Source organism: Murinocardiopsis flavida, assembly GCF_003014485.1.
Lineage (GTDB): Bacteria > Actinomycetota > Actinomycetes > Streptosporangiales > Streptosporangiaceae > Murinocardiopsis > Murinocardiopsis flavida.
The window spans coordinates 58087-71558 of the sequence record NZ_PYGA01000021.1 but is presented as its reverse complement, the minus strand read 5'-3'; the positions used below and the strand labels follow the sequence as shown (position 1 = coordinate 71558).

The window sequence follows — 13472 nt, the reverse complement described above, 5'->3', positions numbered from 1 at the left end:
AGGCCCCTGGGCTACGGCACCCCTGGGTTACGATGGCGCCCCCTTCACCGTGGACGGAGACGCGATCGTGGCTCGCCCCTGGGAAGCCGACTCCTCGGCCCGACTTGTTCGACGCCTGGGAAGGTCCCCGAGTGAACTCGGCAATACGGACAAGATCAGCGGGTGCCCCGATCTGTGGGAACTCAGCAACGGCGACATCGCGGTCGTCGGCCGCGACCTGACCGATCGTTACCGCGATGACATGCCCGATGACCTGAAGATCGCCGCCGACGAACGCCTCGTCGTCATCCCCCGCAACGTACTGACCGCAGCCGAGGACGACATCGCCGATGCTTGAACGCGTCGTCGCTCAACCCGGGCGGCATTTGGAGCTGGCCGACTACCTCGACGATTTCGATTCCCGGCTCCCGCACGCCGCCGACGAAGGCGTCTGGAAGCTCGAACGCCGCCAGAGCTTTCGCCAGCCCGAGAACGCCAGTTGGGCTGCGTTCGACCGCGGCTCATGGGACGAAGCGCTCAGGCTGCTCGAAGCCGCGAGCGCGGATACGGCGAACGAGCTGGCCACGCTCGGCGGTATGGGTGTCCAGGCACACCGACTGCGCATCGCCGAAGAACCCCTTTCGCCGTACCTCCAGTGGGAGTTCCACGCGCTGCACATCCGGCACCGCCACGGCGAGGACATCCGCGTGGGCGGTGCCGATCTGGTCGTCGCGCTGGAGTCCGCGGGAGAACTCCCCGAGGTCGTCGCCATCGGGAGTGCCGTCCTTTACCGGATCCGCTACTCGGAGGAGGGGGTATTGTGCGGCGCAACGGCCCACGATGATCGGGGACTCGTCGTCGCCTGCCGCGAAGAGATCGCCCGCCTCCACCGTGTCGGGACACCGCTGCCCGGGTACTTCGACCGGCACGTCGCGCCGCTCGCTCCTCCCAGCGGAAGTTGACCGCCCGGCCATGCCTGACGACGGCCGGCCTCCGCGGGACGTCCGGTCCTCGATGGCCGGCGCCTTCGGACAGGCGGTCCAGGCGGGGAGCGTCAGTGGAGGCGTCCACTTCCATGGCCCCGAAGCCACACGGTTCCCCGGCCCGCGGCAGTTGCCCGGCGGGGTGCGGGACTTTGTGAACCGTTCCGACGAGATCGCGCAGCTCGATTCGTGCATCGGAACCGACGGCTCCGGCACCGTGCTCATCGCCGGAACGGCAGGAGCGGGAAAGACGGCTCTCGCGGTCCACTGGTCGCACCGTGTGAAGGAGCGGTACCCGGCCGGACAGCTCTACGCGAACCTGCGGGGATACGATCCCCAGGAGCCCGTGACCGTCGAGCGCGTCATCGACGGGTTCCTGCGCGCACTGGGCGTCCCGCCGGCCGCGGCGCCGGCCGCCATCGAGGACCGTACTGCGCTGTACCGGTCGATTCTGGCGGGCGGCGGCTTTCTGGTCGTCTTGGACAACGTCTCCTCTGCCAGGCAGGAGCGCCCGTTGCTGCCCGGCGCCGGCTGCGCGGTCGTCGTGACCACGCGCGGCCGCCTGTCCGGCCTGGTCGCGAGGGACGGTGCCCGTCGGGTCGAAGTCGGTACGCTCTCGGCCCCGCAGTCCGTTGCTCTGCTGCGCACGATCACCGACTCCGCCCGAGGTAAAGACGCGCCGGCCGAGCTGGCCCACCTCGCCCGCCTGTGCGCGCTGCTTCCCCTCGCGTTGCGGATCGCGGCCGAACGTGCCGCAGTACGGCCTCATATGCCACTGGCCGACCTCATCAACGAGTTGCAGGACGGAACGGGACCATGGGAGAGCCTCGTGGTGGATGAGGACGAGCAGGACACGATCGATGCGGTGTTCGCGTGGTCGTACCGTGGCCTGCCGGACGATGCGGCACGACTTTTCCGGGTGCTCGGCCTGATGCCCGGTACGGATTTCAGCGTTCCGGCCGCCGCCGCTGCGGCCGACCTCCCCGTCAGGGCGGCCGCCCGCTTGCTCGATGCCCTGGCCGGAGCGCATCTGCTGGAGCAATCGGGGGCGGAGCGGTTCGAGTTCCACGACCTCCTGCGCGCATATGCCGCAGAACTCGGACGACGCCACGACGCCGAGGAGATTCGGGTGGCCGCTCTCCGGCGGGTGCTCGACTGGTACCTGCGTACCGCGCACCACGCGGCCTCGTTCATCGACACCCAGTTCCGGACGCCCGAGTGGCCCGTACTCGACGATGCTCCACCCCTCGCGTTCGCCGACCGCGCCGCGGCCGTGGAGTGGCTTGAGCAGGAGAAATCCAACCTCGTGGCCGCTGTGAAGCGCGCCGAGGCAGCGGACCTGCCCGAGCCCGCGTGGCGGTTGGCCGCGACGCTGGGCCGGATTTACGCGTCCCGGCCGCACATCGAGGACTGGATCGACACCGGTCGGGTCGGCCTCAGCTCGGCCCGGGAGCGCGCGCCTGCCGCCGCCGTCGCCGACCTTCTCGACAATCTCGGTATGGCCCTGGTCCAGGCCGGGAAAGGAGAGGACGCACTGGCCCACCACGAAGAGGCGCTGGCGATCCGGACCGCAGAGCACGACCTCTTCGGTCAGGGCGCGTCGCACAATGCACTCGGTCTTGTCCGGCTGCGCGCGCATCAGATGGCGGACGCGCGGACGCATTTCGAGGAAGCCCTGACCCGGTTTCGCGAACTCGGCGACGAACGTTGGGAGGGCATCGCCCTTGCCAACCTCGCGGATGCCCTCCTGGAAACGGGCGAACTCGCCGCTGCCGAAAGTGCCGCGCACACGGCGCTGTGTCTCCAGAGGGCCACGGGGAACCGGCTCGGTGAGTTCTCGACGCTGATCACGCTCGGCCGCACCGCGCAGGAGGGCGGAAGGGGCGAGGAGGCACGTGAGCACACCATCCATGCCTTACGCGTCGCGGAGGAACTCGAGAACAGTGTGCGTATCGCCTACGCGTCACTGGAACTCGGCCGGCTGCACGCCGCGGAGGGCGGGGTCGATGCGGCCCTGGAGGCGTTCTTCCTGGCAGCCGCCATGCATCGGGACCTCGGTGAGGTCGACCGCGAAGCCGAGTCCCTTCTGGGAGCCGCCGAGGTCCAGAGAAGCGCCGGACGCATTGGAGAGGCCGTCGAGCTGTGTCGAGAAGCGGTTTCCAGCTGTCGAAGGCACGGGGCGCGGCGCCGACTCGCGTTCGCGCTTGCGCGGCTCGGTCGGCTGCTCGCCGGATCGGGGGAGCTCTCGGAGGCGGGTGCGGTCCTTCGCGAAGCGCACGCGCTGCTCGACACGCTCGGTGACCCGGAGGCGCAGCGGGAGCGGGAGAGAGTGGCGCTCGCCATCCAGGGCATTGCCGGGAGGTGAGTCTCCCCAAGGACGCCGAGGCGCCCACGGGGGATGATGCCGATCATCAAGGAGTGACGACCACCGGCGGCCCCGGCCCCCAACAGGGGCCCGGGGCCGCCGGTGTCTTCGTGTGGGTCAGCTCGCGGGGTCTGGTGCGGGTTTGCGGGTGTAGGTCTGGCCGAACACCGCCAGCAGCAGGGAGCCGAGCAGGGCGATTCCGGCGGCGACGCTGAACATGCCGCCCCAGCCGAGGGACGAGTCGACCAGGTAGCCGGTCGCCATCGGGGCGATGATGGACGCGGTGGTCGCGAACATCTGCACCGCGCCCGACACCGAGCCGTAGACCGACGACGGCACGGCCTCGCCGACGATGATCCAGTACTGGGCGCCGGTGAAGTACAGCAGGAACACCACGACGGTCATCAGCGCCACCGCGCCCGGCTCGCTGCTGACCATGGGCACCGCGCCGAACAGGGCGCCGGTCGCCGCGAGGCACAGCACGACCGTCCAGCGGCGCGGGCCCGCCGTGAGCCCGGTGCGGCGCACGAGCCAGTCGGTGAAGATCCCGCCGAGGGCGAGGCCGATGCAGCCGCCGATCCAGGGGATCGAGGCGCTCACGGCGAGGCCGTCGAGGTCGATGCCCCGCTCTTCCACGAGGTAGGTGGGGAACCAGTTGAGGAAGGTCCACAGGATCCACGCGTAGCCGAAGAACGCGATCGCCGTCGACCAGACCGCGCGCAGGCCGAGGAAGCGCCACCAGCCCTTGTTCGCGGCCGGGTCCTTCTCGGTGGACGGGGCCTCGGTGTCCTGGCGGATGTGGCTGAGCTCAGCGGGGGAGACCCGCGGGTGCTGCTCCGGCGTGTCGCGGACGACGACGAACCAGCCGATGGCGCACAGGATGCCCAGCGCGCCGAAGATGATGAACGGCAGCCGCCAGTTGCCCTGCGTCGCCCCCATGATGGCGACGACGACGGGCGTGCCGATCGCGCCGCCCAGCGGGGTGGCGGCGTTGGCGATGCCGACGGCCATGCCCAGCTCCCGTTTTGGGAACCAGTTCTGCATGATCTTGGCCGTGACGGTCGCCTGCGGTCCTTCGCCCGCGCCGAACAGCAGCCGGATGATGAGCAGGCTGACGAACCCGGTGCCCGCGGCGGTGAGGGCGGTGAACGCGGACCACGCGATGGCGGCCCAGCCCATGACGTTGCGCGGGCCGAACTTGTCCGCGAGCCAGCCGCCGATGAAGCCGAACGGCGAGTAGGTGAACGCGAAGGCGGCGAGGATCCAGCCGAAGGCGGCCTTGGAGAACCCGAACTCGGCGATGATCAGCGGTGCGGCGACGCCGATCACCGCGCGGTCCGCGTAGTTCAGGGCGAGGATGACGAAGTCCGACGCGAGGACCGCGAAGCGGGTCCGCGTGCGGCGCCCTCCGACAGCGCTCTGTGCAGTCACGGGAAGTGTCCTTTTGACGGTGGATGGTGTCGGGTGCGGGGTCAGAAGTAGCAGCGGGCGACGGCGGACACCGTGTCGTCGCCGGTGGCGATCAGCGCGGTCAGCCAGCGGTCGTGCGCCGTGCAGGGGTGGGAGATGCCGAGGCGGACGAGGTCGCCGGGGGACAGATCGAGCGACGCGGGCACGCGCAGGTAGGCGTGCTGGTCGTTGAGCGCGGTGACCTCGCAGCCGGTGAGCGGGCGCGGCGCGCCGCCCCGGTGGTCGCGCGCCGCAGCGGCGGTCGGCATGCCCTCGTCGAAGTTGAGGTCGCGGCGCCCGGCGCCGAGGATCACCAGGCCCGGTTCGGGCCGGGTGAGGACGGGCGCCCACACCTCGATGGCGGGGAGCAGCCGCAGCGCCGGGTCGGCGCTCCCGGCGTCGCCGTCGAGCGGCGACAGGTCGTGGTACAGGCCCTCGTCGTGGGTGAGGTAGGCGCCCGGACGTGCCACGACGCGCCGCTGCTTGCCATCGGCGGGGCCGCCGGTGAGGACCTCGGCGACGAGGTCGAAGTAGAGGCTGCCGCCCGCGGAGACGACGAGCTCGGGCAGGGCGGGGTGGGCCAGCGGGGCGACGGTGCGGGCGGCGGCGTCGAGCCGCCGCAGGTACGCGCGGACCGCGTCGAGTCCGTCGGCCCCGCGGGAGTGCGACACCGACCCCTCGTACCCGGAGACGCCGGCGAGCGCCAGTTCGGGGTGGCTGCGGACCGCCTCGGCGACCGCGCGGACCGCGTCGCCGGTCCGGCAGCCGCCCCGGCCGCCCTCGTGGCCGAGCTCGACGAGGACGGGCAGGGGGCGGCGGGGCGCCGCACCGGTGAAGGCGTCGGCGAGCAGGGCGGCGCCCTCGGCGGAGTCGACGTAGCAGTAGAACTCCCGCTCGTCGTCCGCAGCGAGCCACGCCGCCGCCTCGCGGGCGAAGGCGCGGTCCACGAGCTGGTTGGCGAGCAGGACACGGGTGCACCCGGCGGCCATGAACACACGCGCCTGGAACGGGGTGGCGACGGTGACGCCCCACGCGCCCTCGTCCAGCGCGTAGCGGGCGATGTCGGGCGAGGACGTCGTCTTCAGGTGCGGCGCGAGGGAGAGCCCCCGCTCATCCGTGTAGCGGGCCATGAGCGCGGCGTTGTGGCGCAGCGCGGCCTCGCGCAGGACCAGCGCCGGGAAGGTGAACCCGCCGGCGAAGAGGTTCCGCCGCTCGGCGCCGATCTCGGCGAGGGTCAGGTCGGCCGCGTCGGGCGGCAGCCCTTTGAAGCGGAGACCGACGGCGCCGTCGTCCAGCGGGGACGCGTCGCCGGGGGAGCGGCCGGGGGTCGCGGCGGAGCCGGTCACAGCGCACCTCCGATGGCGGGGGCGAACGGGGTGCGCAGCGCGGCGGCGACGACCTTGTGCGCCTCGTGCAGCTCCGCCAGCGGCACGAACTCGTCGGGCATGTGCGCCTGGGCGATGGCGCCGGGGCCGAAGACGACGGACGGCACGCCGTCGAGCGCGATCTTGGACGCGTCGGTGCCGTGGCCGACCCCCTTGGGCGCCGGGTCGAGCCCGTGTGCGCCGAGGACCCCGGCGAAGCCGCTGACGAAGGGGTCCGCGGGGTCGGTCTCCAGCGCGTAGTCCACGACGTGCGGCTCGGCGACCTCGACCTGCGCGCCGAAGCGGGCGGCCAGCAGGTCGCGCAGCTCGGCCCAGACCGCGTGGGGGTCCTCGCCGACGACGGTGCGGCGGTCGACGGTCATGGTCACGCTCTCGGGCAGGACGTTGGGCCCGGAGCCGCCCTCGATCATGGTGACCGTCATGGACGGCGGGCCGATGAGGGGGCGCGGGTTCGCGTCGAGCTCGGCCGTGTGCTCGCCGTGCAGGAAGTCGATGATCCGGGCCGCGGTGTCGAAGGGGTTGGTCTTGCCCCAGGGCTCGGAGCTGTGCCCGCCGGGGCCGCGCGCGGTGATCCGGCAGCGCATGCACCCCTTGTGCGCGGTGACCATGCGCATGGAGGTGGGCTCGCCCACGATCGCGCCGAACGGCGCGAGGTCCATGGCGCGCATGGCCTGCACGCCGCGGTAGACGTGCTCCTCGTCCACGACGCCGGCGAGGGTGACCGTCTGCGGGCGGGGGCCGGCGGCGGCGAGGTCGGCCATGGCGGTGAGGAACACCGCCAGCGGTCCCTTGGCGTCGCAGGAGCCGCGCCCGTACAGGCGGCCGTCGGCGACGCGGGCCTCGAACGGGTCGACCGTCATGCCCTCCGTCTCGACCGTGTCGAGGTGGGTTTCGAGGAGCAGCGGGCGCTCGGTGTCGCCGGGGAGCGTGGCGATGACGTTGCACCGCCCGTCCGCGACCTCGTGCAGGCTCGTCTCCAGGCCGTGTGCGCGGCCCCAGTCGGCGACGAACTCCGCGAGCGCCGTCTCGGCGGGCTCACCGGCGCCGCGCGGGTTGACGCTGGGTATCCGGATCATCTGCGTGAGCAGATCCTCAAGGTGGGACACGGTGCTCCTGTGCGGGGCTCGGGGCTCGGGACTCGTGGTCGCGGGTGCGGGCCGGGCCTGCGGCGCGCGCTGCCACGGCGATTCGATCGATGTGCAACATGTGCAACAAGCATTGCACTATTAGCTAGGAAGTTCTTATCATCCGGCATTAGTGCTGGTCACGTCGTAGTGACGAAGATCATGGCTGTGATGTGGTGGTGAACTCCGCGTGAACGTGCCACGGCCGCCCCGCGCCCCAGCCCCGCGCCCTCGCGCCGTCCCCCGCCCCGGCGGCGATCCGGCCGCACATGTCCGGCCCGGCTCCTATGCTTGTCGTCGATGAGCGTCTTCGACGACCTGGTCGGCCAGGACACCGTGATCACCCAGCTCCGCGCCGCGACGGCCGCGGCAGGGGCCCAGCTCGCCGGCGCCCCCGGCGCGGGCATGACCCACGCCTGGCTGTTCACCGGCCCCCCGGGCGCCGGCCGGTCCGCAGCCGCCCGCGCCTTCGCCGCCGCCCTGCAATGCCGCGACGGCGGCTGCGGGCACTGCCCCTCCTGCCACCAGGTCCAGGCCGGCACCCACCCCGACGTCCTCTTCGTCAAGCCGAGCGGGCTGAGCTTCGGCGTCGAGCGCACCCGCGAACTCGTGCTCCGCGCGGCCTCCAGCCCCACCGGCGGCCGCTTCCGGGTCGTGCTCTTCGAAGACGCCGACCGCGCCACCGAAGCGGCGTCCAACGCCCTCCTCAAAGCGGTCGAGGAGCCCTCGCCGCGCACCGTGTGGCTGCTGAGCACGCCCACCGCCGAAGACCTCCTCGTCACCATCCGCTCCCGGTGCCGCCTCGTCACCCTGCGCACGCCCGCCACCCGGGCGGTCGCGGCGCTCCTCACCGGCCGCCACGGCGTCGAACCCGCCCTCGCCGAAGAGGCGGCCGTGGCGTCGGCCGGCCACGTCGAGCGCGCGCTGCAACTCGCCACCGACCCCGAGGCGCGCGAACGCCGCGCCGAGGTCCTCGGCATCCCCGCGCGGCTCGACGGCATGGGCGCCTGCGTCGTCGCGGCCGCCCGCCTGTACGAACTCGCCGAGGCCGAGTCCAAGTCGACCACCGCCGGGCTCGACAAGGAGGAGACCGACAGCCTCAAGGCGGCGTTCGGCGAGGGCGCCACCGGCAAAGGCGTCGCCAAGGCCGTGCGCGGCGCCGCCGGCGCCCTCAAGGACCTCGAAGAGCAGCAGAAGCGCCGCGCCACCAGGATCAAGCGCGACACCTACGACATCGCCCTGATGGACCTCGTGGCGTTCTACCGCGACGTCCTCGCCGTCCAGATGGGCGCCACCGTCGAACTGTCCACCCGCGCCCGCGAGGCCGACCTCCGCCGCGTCGCCCAGGGCAGCACCCCGCAGTCCACCCTGCGCCGCATCGACGCCATCATGCGCTGCCGCGGCCGCATCGGCGCCAACGTCCACCCCCAGATCGCCATGGAGGCCATGACCTCCGCACTCCTCATCGGCTGAGCCGGCCCGCCGCCGCCGGCCCCTGCCCGAAAACCGCATGGCGGCGGGCCCGCGCGCCGTAAGGTGACCGGGTGGCCGAGGAGCGAGCGGGGCGGAACCGGGCGGGCGCCGGAGCGGCGGTGCTGTGCGCGCTGGCGCTCCTCGCGGCGGCGGGGTGCACCGCCGACGCCGCCGGCGGCGCCGCGGAGCCCACCCCCGGCCTCGCGCGCTTCTACGACCAGCAGGTCGACTGGCGCGACTGCGGATCCGGGTTCCAATGCGCGGGCGTCACCGTGCCGCGCGACTACGACCGCCCCCGCGGGGCCACACTGACCATCGCCGCGAAACGGCTGCCCGCCGCGGGCGACCCGCTCGGCTCGCTGGTGGTCAACCCCGGCGGGCCCGGCGGGTCCGGCGTCGACTACGTCGCCGGCGCGGCGGGCATCGTGTCCGAGGACGTCCGGCGGCACTTCGACATCGTCGGCTTCGACCCCCGCGGCGTCGCCCGCAGCAGCCCCGTGTACTGCCTGGACGCCGCCGGGCTCGACGCCTACCAGGGCGCCCGGTTCGACACCCGCGACGGCGACGGCGACCAGAGCGAGCTCACCGCCAAGGGCGTGCGCCAGATGCAGCGGGAGGTCAAGACCTTCGTCGCGGCGTGCGAGGAGAACTCCGGCGCCATGCTGGGCCACGTCGGCACCGCCGACGTCGCCCGCGACCTCGACGTCCTGCGCGCCGCCCTCGGCGACGACGCGCTCACCTACCTGGGCAAGTCGTACGGGACCGCCATCGGCGCCCACTACGCCGACCGGTTCCCCGGCCGGGTGCGCGCCCTCGTCCTCGACGGCGCGATCGACCCCGCCGCCGACCAGCTGGAGCTGAGCGTGCAGCAGGCCGAAGGGTTCGGCACCGCGCTCGACGCCTTCGTCGCTGACTGCGTGCGCCGCACCGACTGCCCGCTGGGCGGCGCGGACGACGGCGCCGGGTCCGCCATGCGCCGGCTGCACGGGCTGCTGGCCGACACCGGCCGCACCCCGCTCGACAGCACCCTCGGCGACGGCCGCGAGGTCACCCGCTCCCGGGTGGAGACCGGGCTCCTCGGCGCGCTCTACAGCGAGGACCTGTGGCCCCAGGCCCGCACCGCCCTCGCCGACGCGTTCGACGGGGACGGCACCGGGCTGCTGCGCCTCGGCGACCGCGTCTACGGCCGCGGCGAGTCCGACCGCACCTACCGCAACTCCGCCGCCGCACTGGTGGCGGTGAACTGCGCCGACAGCGCGAGCCCCCGCACGGTGTCGGCGTACAGGGAGGCGGCCGAAGAGCTGCGGACCACGTCCCCGGTGTTCGGCCCGGGCCTCGCGTGGAACGCGATGGCGTGCGCCTACTGGCCCGAGGACGCCGTCGCCGCCCCGGCGTCCCTCACGGCGAAGGGCGCCGACCCGATCCTGGTCGTCGGCACCACCCGCGACTCGGCCACCCCCTACCGGTGGTCGCGGCGCCTCGCCGACCGCCTGGACTCCGGCGTCCTGCTCACCCGCGACGGCGACGGCCACACCGGGTACCGCATGGGCGACTCCTGCGTCGACACCGCCGTCGACCGCTACCTGATCAAGGCGGAAGCCCCCGACGAAGGCACAGTCTGCCGCTGAACCCGCCCGCCCGCGTCCGTAAAGCGCGCACAAAGCCGACAGCAACGATCACTACGGAACCGGTCGGCTGCTGCTGCGGGCCGGATCCGCGGGTCGCGTGTTCACCGTGCGTCGGCAAAATCTGGCAAAAGAACGTGTCAACCCTGGATCACGGCCCCGACCTGGGGGAAAGTCCGTTCAGGGGGATCACATGCAGCGTGGCAAGCATTCCGCGCCAACGGCGACGGTGCGGACGGGCCGGCGGGCCTCCGCGGGGTGGATGAACGGGGTCGCCGGACCCTCGCGCCCGGTACCCGGCCTGAGCGCCTTCCTCACCGCATACCCGCAGTACGGCGGCACGGCGTGCCTCGACGGGGTACGCGCCGAGGACTACGACTACCTCGACTCCGGCGGGCACGTGTACCTCGACTACGCGGGGTCGGGGCTGCCCGCGCAGTGGCAGCTGCGCGCCGGCATCGACCCGCCGGGACGGCACGCGCCGCCCGCCACCGCGGCGGTCTGCCCCATGTCCCCCGCGTCCTCGCGGCTGGTCGACCGCACCCGCGAACGCGTCCTCGCGCACTTCGGGGCGTCCCCCGACGAGTACACCGTCATCTTCACCGGCAGCGCGACCGGCGCCTGCCGGATGGTGGGGGAGGCCTACCCGTTCCGGGCCGGCACGCGGTTCGTGCAGCTCGTCGACAACCACAACGCGGTGAACGGCATCCGCGAGTTCGCCCGCGCCCAGGGCGCCGCCATCGAAACGGTCGGCCTGGCAGAGGCCGACCTCCGCGGCGACGACGATGCCATGCACGCCGCGCTGCGCAGCCCCGCGTCCCGCTTCGGCATGCTCCGCCGCCGGTCCGGGGAGACCCGCGGGCTGCTGGCGTACCCCGCGCAGAGCAACTTCACCGGGGTCCGGCACCCACTCGGCTGGATCGAGGCGGCACACGCGCACGGTTACGACGTCCTCCTGGACGCCGCGGCGCACGTGCCCACCGACCCGCTGGACCTGAGCCGGATCAAACCCGACTTCATGCCGGTGAGCTGGGCGAAGTTCTTCGGCTACCCCACGGCGCTCGGCTGCCTGGTGGCGCGTCGCGAGGCCCTGGCGCGCCTGGAGCGGCCCTGGTTCTCCACCCGCGACCGGTCCTCGGGGGCGATCGGCGACTGGTTCCAGCTGACCAGCGACGACGCCGCCGCGCGCAACGGGGCCGCCGGGTACCGTTCCATCCCCGACATCGAGGTCGGCCTGTACCGCCTCGGGCAGATCGGCGCCGACACCATCCGCACCCGCGTCCGGTGCCTGACCGGCTGGCTGCTGGACCGCCTGACATCGGCCCGCCACTCCGGCGGCGCGCCGCTCGTCCGCGTCTACGGCCCCGCCGACCTCACCGACCGGGGCGGGACCGTGGCGTTCAGCTTCCTCGACGAAGGAGGGCTGGTCGTCGACGAGCGCCTCGTCGCCCGCGACGCGGCCGCGCACGGCATCACCCTGCGCACGGGCTGCTTCGCCAACCCCGGCGCGGCGGAGTCGGCGTTCGCCGCCATCCAGGCCAAGGACCGGTCGCTGGCCTTCCGGCCCTACCCCGACTTCGCAGAGGACCACCTCGACGGCCTCGCCGCACCCAGCGGCGGCGCCGTCCGCGTCTCCATCGGCCCCGCCACGGACCTCGCCGACATCGCCCGCTTCCTGGAGTTCGGCTTCGCCACCTACCTCGACCCCACCAGGGCCGCCCGCAAACCTGTACGCTGACGGTCGGCACAGGCGCTAGAATTGTGCCCGCTACGCCGCCTTAGCTCAGTCGGCCAGAGCGACGCACTCGTAATGCGTAGGTCATCGGTTCGATTCCGATAGGCGGCTCCCAGGTGAACGGCCCTCCCCGGATTCGGGGAGGGCCGTTTTGCTAACACCCTTGCTAACAGGCGCGTTCAGTCTTCTTTGAGCGCCTGCGCGAAGATGTCGGCCGCAGCCGTCTCGGCGGTGCGCACCACGTGTGCGTAGACCCGCAGGGTGATCGCCGGATCGGCGTGCCCCAGGCGAGCGGCCACCACGTGTACGGGCACCCCTGCCAGCAGCAGCGTTGTCGCGTGCAGGTGCCGGAGGTCGTGCAGCCGCGCCAGCGGCAGTGGGTCCGGGCGCACGGGTTTGCCCTTGGGCTTGTTGTACGCCTTCACGAGGGTCCGGATCAGCCCGGTCACGGTGTCCGGGTAGATCGGCTCACCCCACGCCGTCGTGAACACGTGGCCGCCCTCGTCACCCTGCCAAGCGTCGTCCGCCGTGTCGGCTTCGTCGGACTGCCGAACGCGGTGCGCCCGCAGGACCTCAACCGTCGAGTCATCGAGCGTCACCACCCGGGACCGGCCGCTCTTGGTCGTGCCGTCCACGCGGGTTCCCCCGATCACCGACGTCGATCCGGTGATGGTGATCCGCTTGCCGTCCAAGTCGACGTCCGCCCACCGCAGGTGGAGCAGTTCGCCACGGCGCGCCCCCGTGTAGGCGGCCAGGTGGAAGAACGCGAACAGGCGGTGACCCCGAGCGGTTTCGAGGAACCTCCGAAGCTGTGCCTTGGTCCAGATCGTGCCCGGTTCCCGGTAGGCGTCCCGAGGGCGTTTGGCGCGTTCGACGGGATTGCCGGACAGCAGTTGGTCAACGACCACGGCGTCCCGGAACGCCTTGCGCAGGATGGCGTGCAGGTGGGTCACCGTGCTCACAGCGAGCGGCTTGCCGTCCCTGCCGCCACCGGACCGAAGGTCCCGGTAGAGCTTGGTGAACATGCTCGGCCGAAGCGCCTGGACCTTCACCGCTCCGAGTCGCGGGGTCACATACAGCCGGATGCAGTTCCGGTAGTCATCGAGCGTGCGCGGCTTCACCTCCAGAGCGTGCCCGTCCAGCCAGTCGGTCAGGTACTCCGAGACCGTTACGCTCGACCGGTCGATGTACTCACCCCGCCGAGCCTTGACACGGGCCTCGTCACGGGCGGCCTTTGCATCGTTCTCGGTCGGGAACCCGCCGACCCACTTGGGTTTGCTCACCCCGGTTTCCGGATCGGTCACCCGGACCACATAGGACCAGGTGTTACCGCGTTTCATCACTCCGTCGCGCA

General features: G+C 72.4%; 10 protein-coding genes and 1 tRNA gene. 7 read left to right on the top strand and 4 right to left on the bottom strand.

Annotated elements, in window-relative coordinates; all coding sequences use genetic code 11:
* The first annotated feature begins 67 nt into the window (after window positions 1-67).
* The 3 genes from CLV63_RS25320 to CLV63_RS25315 all read left to right on the top strand — a co-directional run bounded on the left by CLV63_RS25320 (window position 68) and on the right by CLV63_RS25315 (window position 3327).
* Window positions 68-337, top strand: coding sequence for a hypothetical protein (locus tag CLV63_RS25320; RefSeq protein ID WP_106585758.1), 270 nt, complete (start codon window positions 68-70; stop codon window positions 335-337).
* Entirely contained in the window at window positions 330-941 is a 612-nt protein-coding gene (locus CLV63_RS33745) for a DUF6879 family protein (protein ID WP_170134317.1), read from the top strand. Before CLV63_RS25320 ends, CLV63_RS33745 begins: the two co-directional genes overlap by 8 nt.
* A gap of 175 nt (window positions 942-1116) precedes the next feature.
* Window positions 1117-3327 (top strand): tetratricopeptide repeat protein, encoded by a 2211-nt coding sequence (locus CLV63_RS25315; RefSeq protein WP_170134316.1) that lies wholly within the window; start codon window positions 1117-1119, stop codon window positions 3325-3327.
* A gap of 117 nt (window positions 3328-3444) precedes the next feature.
* Here the strand turns inward: CLV63_RS25315 and CLV63_RS25310 are convergent, their stop codons facing one another.
* The 3 genes from CLV63_RS25310 to CLV63_RS25300 are packed head-to-tail and all read right to left on the bottom strand — an operon-like array spanning window position 3445 to window position 7267.
* Window positions 3445-4758, bottom strand: coding sequence for an MFS transporter (locus CLV63_RS25310; protein WP_211301459.1), 1314 nt, complete (start codon window positions 4756-4758; stop codon window positions 3445-3447).
* A gap of 41 nt (window positions 4759-4799) precedes the next feature.
* The gene (locus CLV63_RS25305; protein WP_106585712.1) at window positions 4800-6122 is read right to left on the bottom strand and encodes an alanine racemase; all 1323 of its coding nucleotides are present in this window, start codon (window positions 6120-6122) and stop codon (window positions 4800-4802) included.
* Window positions 6119-7267 carry a M20 family metallopeptidase gene (locus CLV63_RS25300; RefSeq protein ID WP_146165658.1) on the bottom strand — a complete coding sequence of 383 codons (1149 nt, stop codon included), beginning with the start codon at window positions 7265-7267 and terminating at the stop codon, window positions 6119-6121. Before CLV63_RS25300 ends, CLV63_RS25305 begins: the two co-directional genes overlap by 4 nt.
* 318 nt (window positions 7268-7585) lie before the next feature.
* On the opposite strand from CLV63_RS25300, the gene CLV63_RS25295 reads away from it, so the two are divergent.
* From CLV63_RS25295 to CLV63_RS25280, 4 genes are all read left to right on the top strand, one after another.
* Window positions 7586-8758, top strand: a complete 1173-nt coding sequence (locus CLV63_RS25295; RefSeq protein WP_106585710.1) for a DNA polymerase III subunit delta' — start codon at window positions 7586-7588, stop codon at window positions 8756-8758.
* 71 nt (window positions 8759-8829) lie between these two features.
* Window positions 8830-10386 (top strand): alpha/beta hydrolase, encoded by a 1557-nt coding sequence (locus CLV63_RS25290; protein WP_245929047.1) that lies wholly within the window; start codon window positions 8830-8832, stop codon window positions 10384-10386.
* A gap of 259 nt (window positions 10387-10645) precedes the next feature.
* Window positions 10646-12121 (top strand): aminotransferase class V-fold PLP-dependent enzyme, encoded by a 1476-nt coding sequence (locus tag CLV63_RS25285; protein ID WP_106585709.1) that lies wholly within the window; start codon window positions 10646-10648, stop codon window positions 12119-12121.
* Between the two features lie 34 nt (window positions 12122-12155).
* A tRNA-Thr gene (locus tag CLV63_RS25280) sits at window positions 12156-12229 on the top strand.
* A 68-nt stretch (window positions 12230-12297) separates the two neighbouring features.
* On the opposite strand, the gene CLV63_RS25275 is transcribed toward CLV63_RS25280, so the two are convergent.
* Window positions 12298-13458 carry a tyrosine-type recombinase/integrase gene (locus tag CLV63_RS25275; RefSeq protein WP_106585755.1) on the bottom strand — a complete coding sequence of 387 codons (1161 nt, stop codon included), beginning with the start codon at window positions 13456-13458 and terminating at the stop codon, window positions 12298-12300.
* Window positions 13459-13472 lie beyond the last annotated feature (14 nt).

Coding starts and splice junctions, on each gene's coding strand:
- CLV63_RS33745 (WP_170134317.1), top strand. CDS start 330: ATGCTTGAACGCGTCGTCGCTCAACCCGGGCGGCATTTGGAGCTGGCC.
- CLV63_RS25295 (WP_106585710.1), top strand. CDS start 7,586: ATGAGCGTCTTCGACGACCTGGTCGGCCAGGACACCGTGATCACCCAG.
- CLV63_RS25285 (WP_106585709.1), top strand. CDS start 10,646: ATGAACGGGGTCGCCGGACCCTCGCGCCCGGTACCCGGCCTGAGCGCC.
- CLV63_RS25275 (WP_106585755.1), bottom strand. CDS start 13,458: ATGAAACGCGGTAACACCTGGTCCTATGTGGTCCGGGTGACCGATCCG.